The 21,972-nt window shown below is 61.4% G+C and carries 22 protein-coding genes; 14 read left to right on the plus strand and 8 right to left on the minus strand.

Annotation, left to right across the window (positions count from 1 at the left end; genetic code table 11):
* Nucleotides 1-13: 13 nt before the first annotated feature.
* From NDJ10_RS04000 to NDJ10_RS04010, 3 genes are all read right to left on the minus strand, one after another.
* A complete protein-coding gene (locus NDJ10_RS04000) occupies nucleotides 14-943 on the minus strand; it encodes a branched-chain amino acid ABC transporter permease (RefSeq protein ID WP_296159865.1) in 930 nt (309 codons plus the stop codon).
* 67 nt (nucleotides 944-1,010) lie between these two features.
* On the minus strand, nucleotides 1,011-1,793 hold the full coding sequence (locus NDJ10_RS04005) for an ABC transporter ATP-binding protein (RefSeq protein ID WP_296159866.1): 783 nt from the start codon (nucleotides 1,791-1,793) through the stop codon (nucleotides 1,011-1,013).
* On the minus strand, nucleotides 1,790-3,736 hold the full coding sequence (locus NDJ10_RS04010) for an AMP-binding protein (RefSeq protein WP_296159867.1): 1,947 nt from the start codon (nucleotides 3,734-3,736) through the stop codon (nucleotides 1,790-1,792). The genes NDJ10_RS04005 and NDJ10_RS04010 overlap by 4 nt, the downstream gene beginning before the upstream one ends.
* A 176-nt stretch (nucleotides 3,737-3,912) precedes the next feature.
* On the opposite strand from NDJ10_RS04010, the gene NDJ10_RS04015 reads away from it, so the two are divergent.
* The 8 genes from NDJ10_RS04015 to NDJ10_RS04050 all read left to right on the plus strand — a co-directional run bounded on the left by NDJ10_RS04015 (nucleotide 3,913) and on the right by NDJ10_RS04050 (nucleotide 10,845).
* On the plus strand, nucleotides 3,913-4,620 hold the full coding sequence (locus NDJ10_RS04015) for a Crp/Fnr family transcriptional regulator (protein WP_296159868.1): 708 nt from the start codon (nucleotides 3,913-3,915) through the stop codon (nucleotides 4,618-4,620).
* A gap of 115 nt (nucleotides 4,621-4,735) precedes the next feature.
* Nucleotides 4,736-5,008 (plus strand): type II toxin-antitoxin system Phd/YefM family antitoxin, encoded by a 273-nt coding sequence (locus NDJ10_RS04020; RefSeq protein WP_296159869.1) that lies wholly within the window; start codon nucleotides 4,736-4,738, stop codon nucleotides 5,006-5,008.
* Complete coding sequence (locus NDJ10_RS04025; protein WP_296159870.1) at nucleotides 5,005-5,322, plus strand: type II toxin-antitoxin system RelE/ParE family toxin; 318 nt, start codon at nucleotides 5,005-5,007, stop codon at nucleotides 5,320-5,322. Before NDJ10_RS04020 ends, NDJ10_RS04025 begins: the two co-directional genes overlap by 4 nt.
* Nucleotides 5,323-5,370: 48 nt before the next feature.
* Nucleotides 5,371-6,351 (plus strand): pseudouridine synthase, encoded by a 981-nt coding sequence (locus NDJ10_RS04030; protein ID WP_296159872.1) that lies wholly within the window; start codon nucleotides 5,371-5,373, stop codon nucleotides 6,349-6,351.
* Entirely contained in the window at nucleotides 6,338-7,576 is a 1,239-nt protein-coding gene (locus NDJ10_RS04035) for an alpha/beta hydrolase (protein ID WP_296159873.1), read from the plus strand. The genes NDJ10_RS04030 and NDJ10_RS04035 overlap by 14 nt, the downstream gene beginning before the upstream one ends.
* 108 nt (nucleotides 7,577-7,684) lie before the next feature.
* Nucleotides 7,685-9,673 (plus strand): molecular chaperone HtpG, encoded by a 1,989-nt coding sequence (gene htpG / locus NDJ10_RS04040; RefSeq protein WP_296159874.1) that lies wholly within the window; start codon nucleotides 7,685-7,687, stop codon nucleotides 9,671-9,673.
* Nucleotides 9,674-9,830: 157 nt separating this feature from the next.
* Nucleotides 9,831-10,274, plus strand: coding sequence for an FKBP-type peptidyl-prolyl cis-trans isomerase (locus tag NDJ10_RS04045; RefSeq protein WP_296159875.1), 444 nt, complete (start codon nucleotides 9,831-9,833; stop codon nucleotides 10,272-10,274).
* 139 nt (nucleotides 10,275-10,413) lie between these two features.
* Entirely contained in the window at nucleotides 10,414-10,845 is a 432-nt protein-coding gene (locus tag NDJ10_RS04050; protein ID WP_296159876.1) for an Hsp20/alpha crystallin family protein, read from the plus strand.
* 7 nt (nucleotides 10,846-10,852) lie between these two features.
* Here NDJ10_RS04050 and NDJ10_RS04055 read toward each other — a convergent pair whose 3' ends face one another.
* Nucleotides 10,853-12,268 carry an FAD-linked oxidase C-terminal domain-containing protein gene (locus NDJ10_RS04055; RefSeq protein ID WP_296159877.1) on the minus strand — a complete coding sequence of 472 codons (1,416 nt, stop codon included), beginning with the start codon at nucleotides 12,266-12,268 and terminating at the stop codon, nucleotides 10,853-10,855.
* A 57-nt stretch (nucleotides 12,269-12,325) separates the two neighbouring features.
* On the opposite strand from NDJ10_RS04055, the gene NDJ10_RS04060 reads away from it, so the two are divergent.
* The gene (locus NDJ10_RS04060) at nucleotides 12,326-12,898 is read left to right on the plus strand and encodes a cob(I)yrinic acid a,c-diamide adenosyltransferase (protein ID WP_296159878.1); all 573 of its coding nucleotides are present in this window, start codon (nucleotides 12,326-12,328) and stop codon (nucleotides 12,896-12,898) included.
* Between the two features lie 111 nt (nucleotides 12,899-13,009).
* Here the strand turns inward: NDJ10_RS04060 and NDJ10_RS04065 are convergent, their stop codons facing one another.
* The 4 genes from NDJ10_RS04065 to NDJ10_RS04080 are packed head-to-tail and all read right to left on the minus strand — an operon-like array spanning nucleotide 13,010 to nucleotide 16,913.
* Complete coding sequence (locus NDJ10_RS04065; protein WP_296159879.1) at nucleotides 13,010-13,837, minus strand: ABC transporter permease; 828 nt, start codon at nucleotides 13,835-13,837, stop codon at nucleotides 13,010-13,012.
* Nucleotides 13,838-13,841: 4 nt separating this feature from the next.
* On the minus strand, nucleotides 13,842-14,651 hold the full coding sequence (locus tag NDJ10_RS04070; RefSeq protein WP_296159881.1) for an ABC transporter ATP-binding protein: 810 nt from the start codon (nucleotides 14,649-14,651) through the stop codon (nucleotides 13,842-13,844).
* 1 nt (nucleotide 14,652) lies between these two features.
* A complete protein-coding gene (locus NDJ10_RS04075) occupies nucleotides 14,653-15,678 on the minus strand; it encodes an ABC transporter substrate-binding protein (RefSeq protein WP_296159882.1) in 1,026 nt (341 codons plus the stop codon).
* A 59-nt stretch (nucleotides 15,679-15,737) separates the two neighbouring features.
* Nucleotides 15,738-16,913, minus strand: a complete 1,176-nt coding sequence (locus NDJ10_RS04080; protein ID WP_296159883.1) for an MFS transporter — start codon at nucleotides 16,911-16,913, stop codon at nucleotides 15,738-15,740.
* A 164-nt stretch (nucleotides 16,914-17,077) separates the two neighbouring features.
* On the opposite strand from NDJ10_RS04080, the gene NDJ10_RS04085 reads away from it, so the two are divergent.
* From NDJ10_RS04085 to ubiD, 5 genes are all read left to right on the plus strand, one after another.
* The gene (locus tag NDJ10_RS04085) at nucleotides 17,078-18,136 is read left to right on the plus strand and encodes a peptidase U32 family protein (protein ID WP_296159884.1); all 1,059 of its coding nucleotides are present in this window, start codon (nucleotides 17,078-17,080) and stop codon (nucleotides 18,134-18,136) included.
* Nucleotides 18,137-18,138: 2 nt separating this feature from the next.
* Nucleotides 18,139-19,044: a U32 family peptidase gene (locus NDJ10_RS04090; protein ID WP_296159885.1), complete on the plus strand. Its 906-nt coding sequence runs from the start codon at nucleotides 18,139-18,141 to the stop codon at nucleotides 19,042-19,044.
* Between the two features lie 12 nt (nucleotides 19,045-19,056).
* Nucleotides 19,057-19,551 carry an SCP2 sterol-binding domain-containing protein gene (locus NDJ10_RS04095; RefSeq protein ID WP_296159886.1) on the plus strand — a complete coding sequence of 165 codons (495 nt, stop codon included), beginning with the start codon at nucleotides 19,057-19,059 and terminating at the stop codon, nucleotides 19,549-19,551.
* A gap of 6 nt (nucleotides 19,552-19,557) precedes the next feature.
* Nucleotides 19,558-20,142, plus strand: coding sequence for a UbiX family flavin prenyltransferase (locus tag NDJ10_RS04100; RefSeq protein WP_296159887.1), 585 nt, complete (start codon nucleotides 19,558-19,560; stop codon nucleotides 20,140-20,142).
* 331 nt (nucleotides 20,143-20,473) lie between these two features.
* Nucleotides 20,474-21,958, plus strand: coding sequence for a 4-hydroxy-3-polyprenylbenzoate decarboxylase (ubiD, locus tag NDJ10_RS04105; RefSeq protein ID WP_296159889.1), 1,485 nt, complete (start codon nucleotides 20,474-20,476; stop codon nucleotides 21,956-21,958).
* Nucleotides 21,959-21,972: the final 14 nt, after the last annotated feature.

Genomic DNA, 21,972 nt, shown 5'->3' on the forward strand with positions numbered 1-21,972 from the left:
GTCCCGCAAGGTCTCAGACTCGGTCAATGATCTTCTCGCCGAACAGTCCTTGCGGGCGGAACAGCAAAAACACCAGCGCCAGCACATAGGCAAACCAGATCTCGATGCCACCACCCACATACGGGCCCAGAAACACTTCGGACAATTTTTCGCCGACACCGATGATCAAGCCGCCCACAATGGCTCCGGGCACCGAGGTCAGGCCGCCCAGAATCACCACCGGCAAGGCGCGCAAGGCCACCGTGGTCAAGGAAAACTGCACGCCCAGTTTGCTGCCCCAGATCATGCCGGCCACCAGCGCGACCACACCCGCCACGCACCACACAATGACCCAGATACGGTTCAGCGGAATGCCAATGCTTTGGGCTGCCTGATGGTCATCGGCCACCGCGCGCAGGGCTCGTCCGGTGACCGTCTTCTGGAAAAACAGCGTCAGCAGGCCCACCAGCAGTGCGGCAATCACCGCGGCGTACAAGTCTTCCTTGTTGATCAGAATACCGCCCGGAAACATCGACTCCAGCATGATCACCGGGTCCTTGGGCATGCCGACATCGATGGAATACACATCGCTACCGAAAATCGTTTGCCCGATGCCGTCCAGAAAATAGCTGATGCCCAGGGTCGCCATCAGCAAGGTCGTGCCTTCCTGGTTCACCAGATGGCGCAGTGCCAGGCGTTCGATCAGCCAGGCCACCACAAACATCACCGCCCCGGCACCGACGAAGGCCAGCAGATTGATCACAAACTTGTTGTCCAACCCGGTGTACATCGGCAGCCACTCGGAAAAACGCGCCATCGCCAGCGCCGCAAACAGCACCATGGCGCCCTGCGCAAAGTTGAACACGCCCGAGGCCTTGTAGATCAGCACAAAGCCCAGTGCCACCAACGAATACAGCATGCCGGCCATCAGGCCGCCAAGCAAAGTTTCAAGGAAAAAACCCATATATACCTCTAGTCAGTTGAGGACAGAGCAAATTTGCTGCGCAAATCTTGGTCTGTCCCGCAAAGTTTCAATGACCCGTTCCCAAATAAGCGCTGATCACTTCTTCGTTGGTGCGCACCTCGTCCGGGGTGCCGTCGCCGATCTTCCTGCCGTAGTCCAGCACCACCACCCGGTCGCTGATGTCCATCACCACGCCCATGTCGTGTTCGATCAGCACAATGGTGGTGCCGAATTCTTCGTTCACGTCCAGCACAAAGCGGCTCATGTCCTGTTTTTCTTCCACGTTCATGCCGGCCATGGGCTCGTCAAGCAGCAGCAATTGCGGCTCCATGGCCAGGGCACGGCCCAGGTCCACGCGTTTTTGCAGGCCGTAGGGGAGCTGGCCCACCGGGGTTTTACGGAACGCCTGGATTTCCAGGAAGTCAATGATGTGCTCGACAAATTCGCGGTGTTGTTCTTCTTCGCGCTGGGCCGGACCGATGCGCAGCGCCTGCAGGAACAGGTTGCTCCTGATGCGCAGGTTGCGCCCGGTCATGATGTTGTCGATCACGCTCATGCCCTTGAACAGCGCCAGGTTCTGAAAGGTACGGCCAATGCCCATGGTTGCCACCTGATGGCTGTCCATGTGGCTGAAGGTCTGACCCTTGAAGGTGATGGCGCCCTGCTGCGGGCGGTACACGCCGTTGACGCAGTTAAGCATCGAACTCTTGCCGGCGCCGTTGGGGCCGATGATGGCGCGCACCTCGTGCTCACGCACGTTGAAGGAAATGTCGGTCAGCGCCTTGACGCCACCAAAACTCAAAGAGATGTTTTTGACGTCGAGAATGACATCACCAATTTGCTTGCTCATGCTGCGGCCTTGACGGGAGTGAAGGTCTTGGCGTCGTCAATGCGCAGCGTGGCGCTGACGCTGCCCGTGCGTCCGTCTTCGAACTTGACCTGGGTTTCGATGAACTGCGAGGTTTTGCCGCCGTACAGGGCATCCACCAGCACATCGTATTTTTCGGCAATGAAGCCCCGGCGCACCTTGTTGGTCCGCGTCAGTTCGCCATCATCGGCATCGAGCTCTTTGTGCAGCACCAGGAAGCGACTCACCTGACTGCCCGCCAGCATGGCGTCCACACTGAGGTCGGCGTTCACTTTTTCGACGCATTCCTTGACGAGCTGGTAAACCTCGGGTTTCTGTGCCAGATCGGTGTAACCGGCATAGGGCAGATTGCGCCGTTCGGCCCAGTTGCCGACCGCGTCGAAGTCGATGTTGATCATCACACACACCTTGTCGCGGCCGTCGCCATAGGCCACCACCTCCTTGATGTGCTGGAAGAACTTGAGCTTGTTTTCCACGTATTTGGGGGCAAACATGGCGCCGTCGTTGGCGCCGCCCTTGATGCGACCCACGTCCTTGACGCGGTCGATGATCTTGAGGTGGCCATGCGCATCCAGAAAGCCGGCGTCGCTGGTGTGGTACCAGCCATCGGCCGTGAGCACTTCGGCCGTGGCCTCGGGATTTTTGAAATAGCCCTTGAGCAAACCCGGTGACTTGACCAAGATCTCGCCGTTCTCCGCCACCTTGATTTCCACCCCGGCGCAGGGCACACCGACGGTGTCGGCGCGCGCTTCGTGGTCGGGCTGCAGACAGACAAACACGGCGGTCTCTGTGGAGCCGTAGAGCTGCTTCAGGTTGACGCCGATCGAGCGGTAAAAACTGAACAGGTCCGGGCCAATGGCTTCGCCCGCGGTGTAGGCCACGCGCACCCGGCTAAAGCCCAGGTTGTTGCGCAAAGGCCCATACACCAGGAAATTGCCCATGGCGTACAACACCTTGTCGGTGAACGACACGCTTTTGCCATCCATCAGTGTTGGCCCCACGCGCTTGGCCACCGCCATGAAGTAATGGAACATCTTGCGCTTGATGGCACCCGCGTCTTCCATGCGGATCATCACGCTGGTCAGCAGGCCCTCGAACACCCGGGGCGGCGCAAAGTAGTAGGTGGGTCCGATTTCTTTCAAATCAATCGTGACTGTGGCGGCCGACTCGGGACAGTTCACCACATAGCCACAGCTCAGCCACTGCGCATAACTGAAGATGTTTTGCCCGATCCAGGCCGGCGGCAGGTAGGCCAGCACGTCCTCCAGGTGGGTCAGCTTGTCAAATTCGGCGCCGGCACGGGCGCGGTTGAGCAAGGTGTCATGCGTATGCACCACGCCCTTGGGGTTGCCCGTGGTGCCGGAGGTGAAAAACATGGCGGCCACGTCGTCGGGCTTGACCTGGTCAACGGCAGACTTGAAAAAATCCGGGTTCTGTGCGGCAAAGCTTGCGCCCGCGGCAATCAGTGCGTCGAGCGACTGCAGACCCGGCTCGTCGTAATTGCGCAGACCCCGCGGATCGTCAAAATAGATGCTGGACAGCTGCGGGCACTGGTCACGGATTTCCAGCAGCTTGTCCACCTGCTCCTGGTCTTCGGCAAAAGCAAAGCACACATCGGCATTGTTGAAAGGGAAAACACATTCGGGTGCCGCCGCATCCTGGTACAGCGCAATCGGCACCGCACCCAGCGCCTGCACCGCCAGCATGGTGGCATAGAGGCGGGGCCGATTGGCGCCAATCACCACCATGTGGTCATGCTGGCGCAAGCCGGCCTGGTGCAGGCCGCAGGCCAGGTGCGCCACCAGCGTGGCCATGTCACCCCAGGTGATGGCTTGCCAGATACCGTATTCTTTTTCGCGCATGGCCGCATCCCTGGGGCGCTGGGCGGCGTGATCTAGCAGTAATCGGGGAAACGTCGTTTGCATCTCAACACCTTGTCTCTGAGTCATCACAGCCCGGGCATGGCCCCAAGCTGCTGGAGTGGGCGAATCATAAAACCCGATTTGACGTCAAGTTGTCGTTTGGACGACAATTCAAGCATTTATACGTAGGTGTTTTCCCTGCACGCTTAACACAAATTTTCTCAATCAGGTCTTCCAAAATGAAAATTGATGCTTCTTTGTTTCAGCGCCGCCGCCCCTTGACGGCGGATGAGCTGGACGTGATTCCGTGGCTCAAATTACTCTCGGCGGCAGAGCGGGAGCGCGCGGTGGAAGACCTCAAGATCACCGATGCCGGCGCGGGCGATTTTGTCTGCCGCACCGGTCGCCCTGTCACCTACTGGTTTGGTGTGGTTGATGGTCTGTTGAAAATGAGCACCGACAACGCTGACGGTCAGACCATGACTTTCACCGGCATCCCGCCCGGTGGCTGGTTTGGCGAAGGCACCGCGCTCAAGCGCGAAAGCTACCGCTACAACATCCAGGCGCTGCGCAAAAGCCTGGTGGCGGGCCTGCATGTGGACACCTTCCACTGGCTGCTCGACCACTCGATTGGCTTCAACCGCTTTGTCATGAACCAGCTCAACGAGCGCCTCGGGCAATTTATTGCGGCGCGCGAAATTGACCGCATGACCAACCCCAACATCCGCGTGGCACGCAGCCTGGCCGCCCTCTTCAACCCGGTGCTCTACCCCGGTCTGGGCACCGTGCTGCGCATCACCCAACAGGAGCTGGCTTACCTGGTGGGCCTGTCGCGCCAGCGCGTCAACGAGGCCCTGACAATTCTGGCTGCCGAAGAAGCCATCCGGGTCGAATACGGTGGCCTGCGCGTCACCAACCTGCAGGCTTTGCGGTCCAATCATTTTTAATGTGAAATAGTTCCTATCCCTGTCGCTTGGAGCCCCGTCAGTCGAAGCGATTCACGCTCTTATAAGACCGAATTCAGTCTAAAATCGGACTCAATCAGGCTCACTCTCTCGCCATATGAAACTGCACACGCACATCAAACCCATCAGCTACCTTAAGAGTCACGCCGCGCAAATCGTCACGGAGCTGAACGAAAGTCGCGAGCCGATGATCATCACTCAAAATGGCACAGCCACGCTGGTGGTGATGGACGTTAAGAGCTACCAAGCGCATGAGGACACCCTTGCGCTGCTGAAGCTTCTGGCCATAGGCCAGCGTGACATTGAACAGGGCCGATTTCGGGATGCCGAAGACGTTTTTGCCAGCATCGCGCAACTTGACCCCAAATGAAAATCGTCATCCTGGCGTCGGCGGAGCTGGATTTGCAAGACTTGCGCGCTTACATCGTCAAAGATTTTTCTGTAGCCACATGGCAAAAGACTTTCAAACAAATCAAAGCCAGTATTCGAAATTTAGCCAGTTTCCCGCTGTTGGGCTCTGTCCCGGATGAACTTCAAACGCTCAACCTGACGCAATACCGCCAAGTGCTCAGTGGCCAGAACCGAATCATCTACGAGGTGCGCCAAGACACCATTTACGTCCACCTTGTTGTCGATACACGCCGAGATTTGCTGTCATTCTTGCTGCGCCGCTTGGTGCGCTAAGGGTTTTTTTAATTTAACAAGCCAACCATTTTGACCACCAAATTTGAGATGACTACCCCACAGACCCCTCCCGTTTTCCGCCGCGCCGCGCCACCAGCTACCAAGGCCCCGATTCCTGCCGGACAAAGCAACACAGCTGCCCATGGCGCCAACGGCACGCTGCGTCTGAACAAACGCATGGCCGAGCTCGGCCTGGCGTCGCGCCGCGAGGCTGACGAATGGATTGGCAAGGGCTGGGTCAAGGTCAATGGCCGGGTCGCCGAGATGGGCATGCAGGTGAAACCCGATGTGCGCATCGAGATCGACAAACAGGCCACCGGCGCGCAGGCGAAGCAGGTCACGGTGCTGATCAACAAACCGCTCGGCCTGGTCAGCGGCCAGGCCGAAGACGGCCACGAGCCCGCCATCACGCTGGTGCAACCGCAGAACCGCTGGGCCGAGGACAACGCGCGCTTTTTCTTTCACCCCAGCCAGCTCAAAAGCCTGGTGCCCGCCGGACGGCTCGACATTGATTCGACCGGTCTGCTGGTATTGACGCAGGACGGCCGGGTGGCACGCCAGCTGATCGGCGAGGATGCGGTGATGGAAAAGGAATACCTGGTGCGCGTGATGTACACCGGCGTGCTCAATGCGGCAGCGGCCAACTCGGCAGCAGCCACCTATGCCGCCGCGCCTGGCGCGAAAGCAAGGCCGGCGCAACCCGGCCAGGTCACCCAGCTCAGCCGCATTGACGACGACGATCCGGTGAGCCAGGACGTGCAGTCGGTTTTCCCCGCCGACAAGCTGGCGCTGCTGCGCCATGGCCTGAGCCTGGACGGGCAGCCCTTGCAGCACGCCAAGGTCGAATGGCAAAACCCCGAGCAACTGCGCTTTGTCCTGACCGAGGGCAAAAAACGCCAGATTCGCCGCATGTGCGAACAGGTGGGCCTGAAGGTGGTGGGCTTGAAGCGCGTGCGCATTGGCAAGGTGATGCTGGGCAATTTGCCGGTAGGCCAATGGCGCTATCTGGCCCCGCATGAGCGCTTCTAGAAATCCGCTCCAACACCTGCGCGCCTCCGACCTGCGCGCCGTCGCCCTGCTCGCCACCGACGCCACCAAGGCCGTGACCCGCATGGCAGAAGGCGTGCACCAGTCGGTCTGGCGCACACTGGGCGCCCCCAGCGGTGCCGCGCCAGGCCGGGCACGCGGCCTGACCGGGCTGATTTACCAAAGCATCACCGGGGTGACGCAGCAGGTTGGCAATGGCATGGCCGCGGCGCTGACCCGGCTCGAGCCCCTGTTGCAGCGCATCGACAACCAGGGCGCGGAATCACTGGAACGCGCGGCCGTGCTGGCTGCCCTCAACGGTGTCATGGGCGACCGCTTGCAGGCCCATGCCAATCCGCTAGCGACACCCATGACGCTGCGTTGTAACAACAAGATGCTGACCCGTGCGGAACCACTCACAACCACAGAAGTCACGGGCAAGGTGTTGATCGTCATTCACGGCCTGTGCATGAACGATCGGCAATGGACCAGCCAGCATGCCGGTCTGCCCGTCAACCACGCTGAAACCCTGGGTGCCGCCCTGGGCTACACCCCGGTTTATGTGCGCTACAACTCCGGCCTCCATGTTTCGGAAAACGGCCACTTGCTGGCGCAGCAGCTGGACGACCTGGTGCACGGCTGGCCGGTGCCCGTGACCGAGCTCAGCGTGCTGGCGCACAGCATGGGCGGACTGGTCGCGCGCAGCGCACTGTTTGCCGCCAGCCAAGCGGGCATGCATTGGCCGGGCCTGCTCAAAAACATCGTCTTCCTGGGCACCCCGCACCACGGCTCGCCGCTGGAGCGCGCCGGCAACTGGGTGGATGTGATCCTGGGCAGCACGCCCTACAGCCGCCCGTTTGCCAAGCTCGGCCAGTTGCGCAGCGCTGGCATCACCGACCTGCGTTATGGCCATGTACTGGATGCCGATTGGCAAGGCCATGACCGCTTCCGACGCAAGCCGGACAGCCGCGTCCACCTGCCACTGCCCGTGGGTGTCGCCTGCTTTACCGTGGCAGCAACCACCGCTGCCAAACGCAGCCGGGTAGCCGACCGCTTGCTGGGCGACGGCCTGGTGCCGCTGCACAGCGCGTTGGGCCAGCATGACGACCCCAAGCGCTGTCTGCACTTTGCCGCCGATCACCAATACCTGGCCTACCGCACCAGCCACCTGGCCCTGCTCAGCAGCCCGGCGGTCGCGCAACAAGTGCTGGCTTGGCTCTCACGCTGATTTTTTGTGCCCCTCTTGAAACGCCAGCCATCGACCTTATCTAGCTGGTTCTAAGCATGCCTGAAGCTGTCAGGCAGTGAAACTTTTTTTCGAAACCAAGCACCTCCCATGACCAAACAAACCCTTTCCTTCCAGGCCGAAGTCGCGCAACTGCTGCATTTGGTGACCCACTCGCTGTACTCCAACAAGGAAATTTTCCTGCGCGAACTCATCAGCAACGCGTCGGATGCCTGCGACAAGCTGCGCTTTGAAGCCATCAACGACGCTGGCCTGTACGAGAACGACAGCGAGCTCAAGGTCAAGGTCACTTTCGACAAAGATGCCAAAACGCTGACCATCACCGACAACGGCATCGGCATGAGCACCCAGGAAGCCATTGACCACCTGGGCACCATTGCCAAGAGCGGCACCAAGGACTTTGTGTCAAAGCTTTCCGGCGACCAAAAAGCCGACTCGCAGCTGATCGGCCAGTTTGGCGTGGGCTTTTACAGCGGCTTCATCGTGGCCGACAAGATCACGGTGGAGTCGCGTCGTGCCGGCATGAAAACCGAGGAAGGCGTGCGCTGGATCAGCGGTGGCGCCGGCGACTTCGAGGTGGAAAACATCACCCGCCCCGAGCGCGGCACCAGCGTGATTCTGCACCTGCGCGACGACGCCCTGGACTATTGCAGCGCCTGGAAAGTCAAGGGCATCATCAACAAATACTCTGACCACATCAGCCTGCCCATCATGATGGAAAAGGAAGAGTGGAAAGACGGCGAACTCATCAACCCGAGCGACGAAAACGGTGGCCGCCAGCCCGGTGCCATGGTCAAGACCGGTGAATGGGAAACCGTCAACAAGGCCAACGCCATCTGGTCGCGCGCCAAAAAAGACATCTCCCAGGACGAGTACAACGAGTTTTACAAACAGATCAGCCACGACTTCGAGGCCCCGTTGGCCCACACCCACAACCGCGTCGAAGGCAGCACCGAATACACCCAGCTACTGTACATCCCTGGCAAGGCACCATTCGATCTGTACAACCGCGAAAAATCAGCGGGCGTCAAGCTCTATGTGAAACGCGTCTTCATCATGGACGACGCCGAAGCGTTGCTGCCCACCTACCTGCGTTTTGTCAAAGGCGTGGTCGACTCATCAGACCTGCCGCTCAACGTGAGCCGCGAATTGCTGCAGGAAAGCCGCGACGTCAAGGCCATCCGCGAAGGCTGCACCAAGCGCGTGCTGGGCATGCTCGAAGATCTGGCCAAACACGACAAGCTGCCGGAAGCCGCTGCCCCGACGGAGGGCGTGACCGATGTCGTCAGTGCAGAAGATAAGGCGGAGGCGCAAGCCAACGCCGGCAAGTACACCAAGTTCTACAACGAATTTGGCGCCGTGCTCAAGGAAGGTCTGGGAGAGGACTACGCCAACAAAGACCGCATCGCCAAACTGCTGCGTTTCGCCAGCAGCACCACCGACACGGCAAGCGTCTCATTTGCCGACTACAAGGCGCGCATGAAAGAAGGCCAGGAGGCCATCTACTACATCACTGCCGACAACGCAGCCGCCGCCAAGAACAGCCCGCAGCTGGAAGTCTTCAAGAAAAAAGGCATCGAAGTGCTGCTGATGACCGACCGTGTCGACGAATGGGCGCTGAACTATCTGCAAGACTTTGACGGCACGCCGCTGCAAAGCGTGGCTAAGGGTGCGGTCGACTTGGGCAAGCTGCAGGACGAAACCGAGAAGAAAGCCGCAGAAGAAGCCGCAGAAGCCTTCAAGCCGCTGCTGGCCAAGCTGAAAGAAGCGCTCAAGGACAAGGCCGAAGACGTGCGCGTGACCACCCGCCTGGTCGACTCGCCCGCCTGCCTGGTAGTACAGGACCACGGCATGAGCACGCAGCTCGCCCGCATGCTCAAGCAGGCCGGCCAGGCCGCACCCGACGTGAAGCCGGTGCTGGAAGTCAATGCCGAGCACGCGCTGGTGAAAAAACTCGACGGCTCGGTGCACTTCAACGACCTGGCGCACATTTTGTTCGACCAGGCCCTGCTGGCCGAAGGGGGTCTGCCGGCTGACCCGGCGGCCTATGTCAAACGCGTGAATGCGTTGCTGGTATAACCCCAGCTTCAAACACAATCCTCAGGCGCGGTGCCTTGCGAGGCCAGCGCCCTGTGGGAGCGGCGCCCTCGCTGCGAATGTCCCCTAACAGCCTTCGGCCTGAGGGCGGGCCTCCACAAAGGCAGGGCATCTCAGCATACCAGCTTGCGTATTCCTTATGAAAACACTTCTTCCCCTCTCCCTTCTGACCGCGGTCCTGTCTTTTGCATCGGCGACTTATGCCGCCGATGCCACCCTGGCGGCCTCGGCCAAGGAAGCCGGCGCGGTGGTCACCGCCAGCGGCCTGGTCTACAAGTCGGTCAAGGACGGCACCGGTGCCAGCCCCAGGGCCAGTGACACGGTCAAGGTCAACTACCGTGGCACCTTCCCGGACGGCAAGGAATTCGACAGTTCGTACAAGCGCAACAAGGCGATTGAATTCCCGCTGGACAAGGTCATCCCCTGCTGGACCGAAGGCGTGCAGCGCATGAAGGTCGGCGGCAAGGCCAAGCTGACCTGCCCGGCGTCGATCGCCTATGGTTCGCGCGGTGCTGGCGGCGTGATTCCGCCCAACGCGACGCTGCTGTTCGAGGTCGAGTTGCTGGCCATCAACGGCCAATAAGTGCGGCGCGCGACGCTGCCCACAAGCGTCAAAAAACCCTTGAAAAGGGTCGCGCCAACCCCATCTTCAACAATGGAGGTTCGTGGTCATGGGGACTGCGGGCCGCTCATCCAAGACACTGTTGAAGAAGGAGAATCTCATGAATGCACTGATGACGCGCGGCGGCCTGTTTGACGACTTTTTCCGCGATGTGGCACCTGGTTTTTACATCAAACCCCTGCATGGCGATGCCCTGCCGACGCCAGCTCAGATCAAGGTGGATGTGAAAGAGAGCGGCGACGCCTACACCGTGCAAGCCGAAATTCCGGGTGTGCCCAAAGAGGACATCCAAGTGGCGGTGGAAGGCAATGTGGTGAGCCTGCGCGCCGAAGTCAAGCAGCAGGACAGCACCAGCCAGGATGAAAAAATGCTGCGCAGCGAGCGTTATTACGGGGCCGTGTCGCGCAGCTTCCAGCTGGCGTCTGACATTGACCAGACCCAGGCCAAGGCCAAATACGACAACGGTGTGCTGACACTCACGCTGCCCAAGAAGCAGGCCATGAGCGGCGCGCAACGCCTGACCATCGAGTAAGCCGCGACTACCTGAAAATCTTGCCCGGATTCATCAGGTTGTCGGGGTCGAGCGCCTGCTTGATGGCACGCATCATGGCAATGGCCCCGTCGCCGGCCTCCTGCACCAGAAAGTCCATCTTGTGCAGGCCTACGCCGTGTTCGCCGGTGCAGGTGCCGCCCAGCTTGAGCGCACGTTGCACCAGCCTGTGGTTGAGTTGCTCGGCGGTGGCACGCTCCTCTGCCGAATCCGGGTCGATCAGGTAACCCATGTGAAAATTGCCGTCGCCAACATGGCCGACCAGAAAGTAGGGAATGCCGCTGGTCTGGGCCTCTGTCACCGAGTCCAGCAGTGCGTCGGCCAGCTTCGAGATTGGCACGCAGGCGTCGGTGGTGATGACCTTGCAGCCCGGACGTGACTGGATGCCGGCAAAGTAGGCGTTGTGCCGCGCGGTCCAGAGTTTGGTGCGCGCCTCGGGCGTGCTGGCCCACTCGAAGGTCTGGCCGCCAAAGTCATGGGCAATGGCCTGCACCGTTGCCACCTGCTCCTGCACGCTGGCGGGCGAGCCGTGGAATTCCATCAGCAACATGGCACCCTCGCGCAGCGCCAAATTCGAGTGCTTGTTGACCATGCGGATGGTGTTGGCGTCAAGCAGCTCACAACGCGCAATCGGTACCCCCATCTGGATGACGTGGATGGTGGTATTGACCGCGTCGGCCAGGCTGCTGAACAAACAGGTGGCGGCCATCACCGCCTCGGGCAGCGGGTAAAGTTTGACCGTGACTTCGGTGATCACCCCCAACGTGCCTTCGCTGCCCACCATGAGACGCGTCAGGTCGTAACCGGCGCTGGACTTTTTGGCACGGGTGCCGGTGCGCATCACCTCGCCCTGGGCCGTGACCACTTCGAGCGCCAGCACGTTTTCGCGCATGGTGGCGTAGCGCACGGCGTTGGTGCCGCTGGCGCGCGTGGCCGCCATGCCGCCCAGGGTGGCGTCAGCGCCCGGATCCACCGGAAAAAACAGGCCGGCGGACTTGACCGCCTCGTTGAGCTGCTTGCGTGTCACGCCCGCTTGGACGGTCACCGTCAGGTCTTCGGCGTTGATGGCCAGCACCTGGTTCATGCGGCCAAGATCCAGGCTGATGCCACCCTGCACCGCCAGCAAATGACCTTCCAGCGATGAGCCGACACCAAACGGAATCACCGGCACCTTGAAGCGCGCCGCCAATTGGACGGCATCCGCCACGTCCTGCGTGCTTTCGGCAAAGACCACGGCGGCGGGCGGCGGCACGCTGAAGGACGACTCATCGCGGCCATGCTGTTCGCGCACCACCAGGGCGGCAGAATACTGGCTGCCAAAGCGGGTGGCCAGGTCTTGCAGCAACGCTGCAGGCGCGGGGTGGTTATGGATTTCCGGGTGCAATTGGGGGCTTGGGGCGTTCACGATAGGTCTCCGTCATAATGCCTCATTATCCTGAATTGAACCATCCAGAGCACACCTATGGGCAACCGACTGACACAAATCGCCACCCGCACCGGGGACAACGGCACCACCGGTCTGGGCGACAACACCCGCGTTTCCAAGAACAGCCTGCGCGTGCACGCCATGGGCGATGTTGATGAACTCAACTCCTGCATTGGCGTGCTGCTGTGCGAGGCCATGCCGGACGATGTGCGCACCCTGCTGGTCGAGATCCAGCACCAGCTGTTCAACCTGGGCGGCGAGCTGTCGATTCCGGGCTTTGAACTGCTCAAGCCTGATGCCGTGCTGGCGCTGGACAATGCGCTGGCGCAGCACAACGAAGCGCTGCCGCGCCTGCAGGAATTCATCCTGCCGGCAGGCACCCGGGCGGCGGCCCTGGCGCATGTGTGCCGCACCGTGGCCCGCCGGGCCGAGCGCGCCGTGGTGGCGCTGGAAGGCCAGGAAGCCTTGAAAGATACGCCCCGGCATTACCTCAACCGATTGTCGGACCTGATGTTTGTGCTGGCCCGCGTGCTTAACCGCTACCGCACCGACGGCAGTGTGGGCGATGACGTGTATTGGAAGAGCGAACGGATTTTGCAGACGAAATAGTGAGAGGCCCTGCCTTTGTAGGAGGCCCGCCCTCGGGCGAAGGCTGTTTGGAGGCACTCGCGGCGAGGGCGCCGCTCCCACAGGGCGCCGCTCCCACGGGGCAATTTCGGGCTAAAGTTTCTCGGTTTCGCCCGATTTGGGTTGCCACTTCATCAGGTGTTTTTCCACCTTGCCCACCAGACCATCGAGCACCAGCGCAAAAGCGGTCAGCACCACAATGCCGGCCATCACGGTGTTAATGTCAAAACTGCCCTCGGCCTGCAAAATCAGGTAGCCCACGCCCTGACTGGAGCCCAGGTACTCGCCCACCACGGCACCCACAAAAGCCAGGCCGACACTGGTGTGCAATGAGCTGAAGACCCAACTGGTAGCGCTCGGCAGGTACACATGGCGCAGCAGCTGCCGCGCGTCCGCCCCCAGCATGCGGGCGTTGGCCAGCACCACCGGACTCACTTCCTTGACGCCCTGGTAGACATTGAAAAACACGATGAAAAACACCAGGGTCACACCCAGCGCCACCTTGGAGCCCATGCCCAGACCGAACCAGACCGAGAAAATGGGCGCCAGAATGATGCGCGGCATGGCGTTCATGGCCTTGATGTAAGGCTCCAGAATGGCCGAGGCCATCGGCGCCAGCGCCAGCCACAGGCCGCCGCCCAGGCCCAGACCGGCACCCACGGCAAAGGCCATCATGGTCTCGGCCAGGGTGACGCCCAGGTGCTGGTAGATGTCGGCGTCGGTCACAAACCAGGCCCAGATGCGCTCAAACATCTTGAGCGGCTCGCCAAAGAAAAACGCCGCCTGGCTGTCGTTGTCAAACATCATCGGCGGGATCAGGCCCGGCACCGTCATCACATGCCAAAAGGCAAACAACGCCAGCAGCAGACCGACTTGCCATACCCACAGGTTAGCGCCGCGCGGTTTGATGAATTTCCACATGGTTTCAGGCCGCTTTCAACTGTTGTTGGTAACCCTTGAGCACCTCTTCGCGCAGCACCTCCCAAATGGCCTGGTGCAGTTGCAAAAAACGCGGTGAGGTCTTGATCTCGGCCACATCGCGTGGCCGCTCGATGTCAATGGTGAAGTCACCAATCGGGCGGCTGCCGGGCCCGGCGCTCATCACCACCACGCGGTCGCTCATGGCAATGGCTTCGTCGAGGTCGTGGGTGATAAACAGCACCGCCTTCCTTTTGGCCGCCCAGATCTCGAGCAACTCGTTCTCCATGAGCTGGCGGGTCTGGATGTCGAGCGCCGAGAACGGCTCGTCCATCAGGATGATGTCGGGGTCGAGCACCAGGGTTTGCGCCAGGCTGACACGCTTGCGCATGCCACCGCTCATCTGATGCGGGTAGCGGTCGCCAAAACCGCCCAGACCGACGCGGCGCAGCCAGTCATTGGCTTGCACAGCGGCGTCGCGCTCGGCGACGCCGTGAAACTGCAAGCCGGCCGACACGTTGGCCAGCGCGGTGCGCCACGGCATCAGGCTGTCAGCCTGAAACATGTAACCGGCGCGCTGATTGATGCCTGCCAGGGGCTGGCCAAACACCGTCACCGAACCGGTGCTGGGCACCAGCAAGCCGGCGCCGACGTTGAGCAGCGTGCTTTTACCGCAGCCGGTAGGCCCGACCACGCTGACAAACTCGCCGGCGGCGACCGTCAGATTCACGTCCTGCACGGCGGTGTAGCGCTGGCCGGGTTGGTCCTTGCTGACAAAGGTGCAGGCCACATCCTGCAACGCCAATGCAGCCGTCATGTCAGCCCTTGGGATACTTGGCGTTGGCCTTTTTGACGAAGTCGTTGGTGTAGACCGCCATCAAGTCCAGTTTGGCGGCGGCCAGCTTGTCGTCCACGCTGGCCAGCGCCTTGAAAGCGGTTTGCGCACCTTTGTCGGGAATCATGCCGTCTGGCGACAGGGCCCCCTTTGCCGCCAGGAAGGCGTCAATGTAGACTGCCCGGTCGCCCAGCAAAAAGCCCTCGGGCACGGCCTTGATAATGTCAGCCGCGCCCGCCTTCTGGATCCACTTGTTGGCGCGCACCATGGCATTGGTCAGCGCCTGCGCGGTGGCGGGGTTCTTGTCGAGGAAGGCTTGCGGCGCGTACAGGCAACCGGCCGGCATGGGGCCGCCAAAGACCCTTTCGGACTCGGCCACATTGCGGGTGTCCGACACAATCTTGAGGTCGCCCGAGCGCTGCAGCAGCGTGATGACGGGGTCCAGGTTGCTCATGGCGTCGATCTGACCCGAACGCATGGCGGCCACTGCACCGTTGCCGGTGCCGACACCGATGATGCTGACGTCGCCGGGTTTCAGGCCCACCTTGGCCAGCGCAAAATTGACCATCACATTGGTCGAGCTACCCGGCGCCGACACGCCCACCTTTTTGCCCTTGAGATCGGCCACCGTTTTGAAATTGGGCATGGTTTTGGGATTGACGCCCAGCACGATCTGGGGTGCCGCGCCCTGCAGCACAAAGGCGCGCATATTCTGGCCCTTGAACTGCATGTTGATGGTGTGCTCGAACGCACCTGACACCACGTCGGCACTGCCACCCACCACCGCTTGCAGGGCTTTGGAGCCGCCGGCAAAGTCAACAATGGTCACATCCAGCCCTTCGGCCTTGAAGTAGCCCAATTGCTCGGCAATGGTCAGTGGCAGGTAATACAGCAGGTTCTTGCCACCCACGGCCAGCGTGACCTTGGGTTTTTCCAGCGTTTGCGCCAGCGCCCAGTGAGGCAGGGTGGCGGCAACCAGGCCGCCGGCAATCAGGTGTCTTCTTTGCATGGGGTATGTCTCCAGGTGAATGAAAGCAGGGCATCTGAATGCACCCTGTCAGTCGCAAATCATAACGCGTGGGGCAGCGCGGCATGAGGCCGTGTTCCGAGCCAGATAATCGCCGCACCCGCCAACGCCACCGGGATCAGCGAACCCGCGTTAAGCAGTTGCCAGCCCTGGGTGGTCACCAGCACGCCCGAGGCAAAAGAACTGAGGGCCGTGGTGGCAAAGACAAAGAAATTGAGCGCGCCCTGGGCCCGGTCTTTCTCGGCCGGCGTATAGGTTTGCAGCGACAGGGTGGTGCTGCCTGTGAACAAGAAGTTCCAGCCCACGCCCAGCAAAAACAGCGCGATCAGGAACTGGTGCAGGTCCACGCCCGACAGGGCCACCACGATGCACACGGCATTGAGCAACACACCCATACCCATGACCGGCAGCACACCCAAACGCTTGATCAGATGACCGGTGAAAAAGCCGGGCGCAAACATGCCGATCACATGCCACTCCAGCACCAGCGCCACATCAGAAAACGGCAAGCTGCACTGCTGCATGGCCAGCGGTGTGGCGGCCATCAGCAGGTTCATCACGCCAAAGCCCAGGGCGCCGCAGGCGGCTGCCACCATGAACGTGGGCTGGCGCATGATCTCGCGCAGCGGACGGCCCTCGTCGTTGTGCTTCCTGGCTGGCGCAGGTGGAAACGTGATGAACGTGAGCACCACCATGGACAACAGCGCGACCCCAGCCAGCGCCAGGTAGGCGCCCATGAAAGGCACGTCCGTCAAAGTGCGGGTTTGCGCCGCCAGATTCGGGCCAGCGACGGCGCCGATGAGGCCCCCCGCCATCACCATCGAGACCGCTTTTTCCTTGTAGCCAACTGCGGCCAATTCGGCGGCGGCAAAACGGTACAGGTTGGCATTGGCGTTGTAATACCCCGCAATCACCGTGGCCGCGCACAGCAGCCAGAAGTTCTGGCTCCAGGCGGCATAGGCGCACAGCAATGCGCTCAAGCCGGCCACCACCAGGCCCATTTGAAACGCCGCCTTGCGGCCAAAGCGGTGCTGGCTTTTGGCTACCAGTCCGGTCGAAAACGCACCGCCCACCACATAACCCATCACCGGCAGCGTGGCCATCCAGCCCAGCGGCGCCAGGCTGAACCCGACCAAGCCGTTGATGGCAATAAAGGTGACGTTGTTGGTCAGGAAAAGGCCTTGACAGATGGCCAGTAGCCAGAGGTGTCGATTCATGGGAGATTGTTAATATAAGTAATTGATTATAAGAAGCATCTATTGGTCGTCAGTATTGTTTTTTTTGTGAATTGCTTGACCTGCATCATTTACTTGAACGGCAAGCCTGGTTAATCTTGAATGCTTGACTTTACCTGTACTTGGACGGCATTTTTCCTATCTTTATGACTACAGTTGCTGATTCCCCCCATCAATCGCGGCCTGGCGCGGCGCCGGCGGCAGGCATGGAACTGGTCTGCCCGGCCGGCAGCCTGCCGGCACTCAAGGCCGCGGTGGACAACGGCGCAGATTGCGTCTACCTGGGCTTTCGCGATGCCACCAATGCGCGCAATTTTGCCGGCCTGAACTTTGACGAGGCCGCCATCGAGACCGGCATTCGCTATGCCCATGACCGCGGCCGCAAAGTGTTTGTCGCGCTCAACACCTACCCGCAGGCGGCCAAGGCCGAGCTCTGGCAACGCGCCGTAGACCGCGCCGCCCACAGCGGCGTCGATGCCGTCATTCTGGCCGATCCCGGCATGATGGCCTACGCCGTCAAACACCAGCCGCAACTGCGCCTGCATTTGTCGGTGCAGGGCTCGGCCACCAACTACGAGGCGCTGGACTTCTATTACCAGCACTTTGGCATTGCGCGCGCCGTGCTGCCACGCGTGCTGTCCATGACCCAGGTCGCCCAGGTGATCGAAAAAACCCCGGTTGAAATCGAGGTGTTCGGCTTTGGCAGCCTGTGCGTGATGGTCGAGGGGCGCTGCGCCCTGTCGAGCTACGCCACCGGCGAAGCGCCCAACACCAACGGCGTCTGCTCGCCACCCAAGGCGGTGCGCTGGGTCGAAACCCCGCAGGGCCGCGAGTCGCGCCTCAATGGCGTGCTGATTGACCGCTACGCGCCCGGCGAAAACGCCGGTTACCCGACGCTGTGCAAGGGCCGCTTTGACGTCGGCGACGAAAAAAATTACTACGCCATCGAAGAGCCCACCAGCCTGAACACGCTCTCGCTGCTGCCCGACCTGATGAAGATCGGCGTGCGCGCCATCAAGGTCGAAGGCCGTCAGCGCAGCCCGGCCTACGTGGCGCAAGTGACCAAGGTCTTGCGTGCCGCCATCGACAGCTGCCAGGCCAACCCGCTCCACTACAAGGCCAGGACCGACTGGTTCAGCGAGCTCGACAAGGTCGCCGAGGGCCAGCAGCATACGTTAGGCGCCTACCACCGGCCATGGAAATAAGCATGAAACTTTCTCTGGGACCCATCCAATATTACTGGCCGCGCGACGAGGTGCTGGCTTTTTATGCCGCCGTGGCGCAGTCGCCGGTGGACATTGTTTATCTGGGCGAAGCCGTGTGTTCACGCCGCCACGAGGTGCGCCTGAACGACTGGCTCGACATCGCGACGGTGCTGCGCGAAGCCGGCAAGGAAGTGCTGCTGTCGACCCAGGTGCTGATCGAATCGGGCGCCGATGTCACGGTGTTGCACAAGATCTGCGCCAATGGTCAGTTCATGGTCGAAGCCAATGATATGGGCGCCGTGCATTGCCTGGAGGGCAAAGTGCCCTTTGTGGCCGGGCCGCAGCTCAACATCTACAACCTGCCAACGCTGCAATGGATGGCGGCGTTGGGCCTGCACCGCTGGGTCATGCCGCTGGAAATGGGGCGTGACGACCTGGCCTTGCTGCTGGCCGACAGCCCGCCCGGTCTGGAAACCGAAGTCTTCGCCTATGGCCGCATGCCGCTGGCGTTTTCGGCGCGCTGCTTCACCGCGCGGCACTGCAATCTGCCCAAGGACGACTGCCAGTTCAAATGCATCGAGCACCCCGACGGCCTGCTGATGCGCACCCGTGAGAGCGAGGAGTTTCTGGTGCTCAACGGCATCCAGACCCAGTCGGCCCGGGTGCACAATCTGCTGCCCGAATTGGCCGGCCTGCGCGCCATGGGTGTCGATGTGGTGCGCATCAGCCCACAGTCGCAGCACACGCCACGCATCATCGAACTGTTCCAGGATGTGATGCAGGGACGCAGCGACGCGGCCACGGCCAACGCCGAGCTGCTGGGCCTGATGCCCGAGAAGCCGTGCAACGGATACTGGTACGGCAAACCCGGGCTTGAGCTGGTTCATGTGACGCCGATGGCGGCCTGAAGGAGTTTCCCTATGAGCGAAAACACATGGCTGATCCCCAAACCCGTCGGACAAGTGCTGGGGCGCCTGCCCGGTTTTCCGGGGTCGATGTTGTTTGTCACGGCCCTGAATGTGGCGCTGGCCAAGCAACTCAGCCCCGACGTGACCGAGATGCTGGTCGGCAAAAAACTGCGCCTGCGCGTGCTTGACGCGCAATGGACGTTTGATTTTGCATGGCGCAACCGCCGTTTTGTGGCCAGCCAGAACGCCGGGACGGCCGACCTCACCATCAGCGCCAGCGCCCACGATTTCGTCAGACTGGCCCGCCGTCAGGAAGATCCCGACACGCTGTTTTTCAACCGCCGGCTGACTATGGAAGGCGACACCGAACTGGGCCTGCTGGTGAAAAACACCATCGATGCCATCGAGCTGCCGGTCATGAACCTGGAGTCGTTCAAGCCGCAGCACGTCCTGCCGCAGGCGCGAGAACACTTCAAGTCGCTGTTCGCCAAGCTCAAGCCCCGCTAGTTCACCATGACCACGGCAAGCACACCCATTAAGCGCATCGTCATCGCCATCTCGGGCGCCAGCGGTGCGGTCTATGGCGTGCGGCTGTTGCAGGGCTTGCGCGCGCTCGGCCATGTGCAAACGCATCTGGTGGTGTCGGACGCCGGCTGGCTCAATGTACAGCAAGAGCTGGACATGACGCGTGCCGAGGTGGAAGCTCTGGCCGACGTGGTGTACCCAGTGCGCAACATTGGCAGCGCCATTGCCAGCGGCTCTTTCCGCTGCGACGGCATGGTGATTGCGCCCTGCTCCATGCGCACGCTGGCGGCCGTGGCGCTGGGGCTGTCCGACAACCTGATCACCCGCGCCGCCGACGTGATGCTCAAGGAGCGCCGCAAGCTGATTTTGATGGTGCGCGAAACACCGCTGAACCTGGCGCACCTGCGCAACATGACCAGCGTCACCGAAATGGGCGGCATCGTCTTCCCGCCGGTGCCGGGCTTCTACCAGCGGCCGCAAACCATCGAAGAGATGGTTGGACACAGCGTGAGCCGGGTGCTGGACTTGCTGGACTTGCCGCAGGCCGATGCGCAGCGCTGGGGCGGGCTCTGATTTTTGATGCCCTGTTCAAGCAAAATACCTGTGTTTTTATGAAACCCGCAAGGCAGGCAGTCTGGGCGGCTTCTTCATACTGGGGTACCAGAAATCATCAGCCGCCCAGACTGCCTGCCTTGCTGGATATCGTGCAAGATCACACATCTGACTCTTTCGGTATTCAAGACCTCAAAATAAATCTGTCATATCAGCGCGGCAGCCGGATGGGGTGGCCCCCGATTTCTGGTACCCCAGTATGAGGGGGACGCCCCATCCGGCTGCCGCGCAGCGCACGCCCGTAGCGCCACGCCCAATTTAATTGGAATCTGACCCCCATTAATTCATCACCATGGCCTACCGCGACCTTAGAGACTTCATCAGCCAACTCGAACAAATGGGCGAGCTCAAGCGCGTCAGCGCCGAGGTGTCACCGCACCTGGAAATGACCGCCCTGTGTGACCGCACCTTACGCGCCGGTGGCCCGGCACTGTTGTTCGAACGCCCCAGCGGTCACAGCATCCCGGTGCTGGGCAACCTGTTTGGCACCACGCGCCGCGTTGCCTTGGGCATGGGTGTCAACGACGTGTCGGAGCTGCGCCAGTTTGGTCACGTGCTGGCCACGCTCAAGGAGCCCGAAGCGCCCAAGGGCTTCAAGGAACTCATGGGCATGGGCAGCCTGGTCAAGACGCTCTGGAGCATGGCACCCAAAGAGCTGCGCAGCGCGCCGTGCCAGGAGGTCGTGTGGGAAGACGCCGACGTCGACCTGGCCAAATTACCCATCCAGCACTGCTGGCCCGGCGACGTGGCGCCGCTCATCACCTGGGGCCTGGTCATCACCAAAGGGCCGCACAAGGCAAGGCAAAACCTGGGTATCTACCGGCAACAGGTGCTGGCGCACAACAAAGTCATCATGCGCTGGTTGCCGCACCGCGGCGGTGCGCTCGATTTCCGCGACCACACCCGGCAAAACCCGGGCCAGCCCTACCCGGTGTGCGTTGCCTTGGGCGCCGACCCAGCCACCATTCTGGGCGCCGTGACCCCAGTGCCCGACAGCCTGAGCGAATACCAGTTTGCCGGGCTGTTGCGGGGCAGCCGCACCGAACTGGTCAAGGCGCTGGGCAGCGAACTGCGCGTGCCGGCCTTTGCCGAGATCGTGCTGGAAGGTCACATCAACCCGGATGCCACGCACCCAAGTGGCTTCGAGCATGCATTGGAGGGTCCGTTTGGCGACCACACCGGCTACTACAACGAGCAGGCCGAGTTTCCGGTCTTCACGGTGGACCGCATCACCCGGCGCGCGGACCCCATCTACCACTCGACCTACACCGGCAAGCCACCCGACGAGCCGGCCATGCTGGCGCTGGCGCTGAACGAGCTGTTTGTGCCGCTGCTGCAACGCCAGTACGCCGAGATCACCGACTTTTACCTGCCGCCCGAAGGCTGCAGTTACCGCATGGCGGTGGTCAGCATCAAGAAGGCCTACCCCGGCCACGCGCGCCGCGTGATGTTCGGCATCTGGAGCTTTTTGCGCCAGTTCATGTACACCAAGTTCATCGTGGTGGTTGACGACGACGTCAACCCGCGCGACTGGAAAGACGTGATTTGGGCCATCACCACGCGCGTTGACCCCACGCGCGACACGCTGCTGGCCGACAACACGCCGATTGACTACCTCGACTTTGCCTCACCGGTGAGTGGGCTGGGCAGCAAGATGGGCATCGACGCCACCAGCAAATGGCCCGGCGAGACCAGCCGCGAATGGGGTCGCCCCTTGAGCATGAGCGCCGATGTCACCGCCAGGGTGGACGCGCTCTGGCAGACGCTGGGCTTGTAGACCCGCGCCAGGCG

Source organism: Rhodoferax sp., from assembly GCF_023700745.1.
Lineage (GTDB): Bacteria > Pseudomonadota > Gammaproteobacteria > Burkholderiales > Burkholderiaceae_C > Rhodoferax.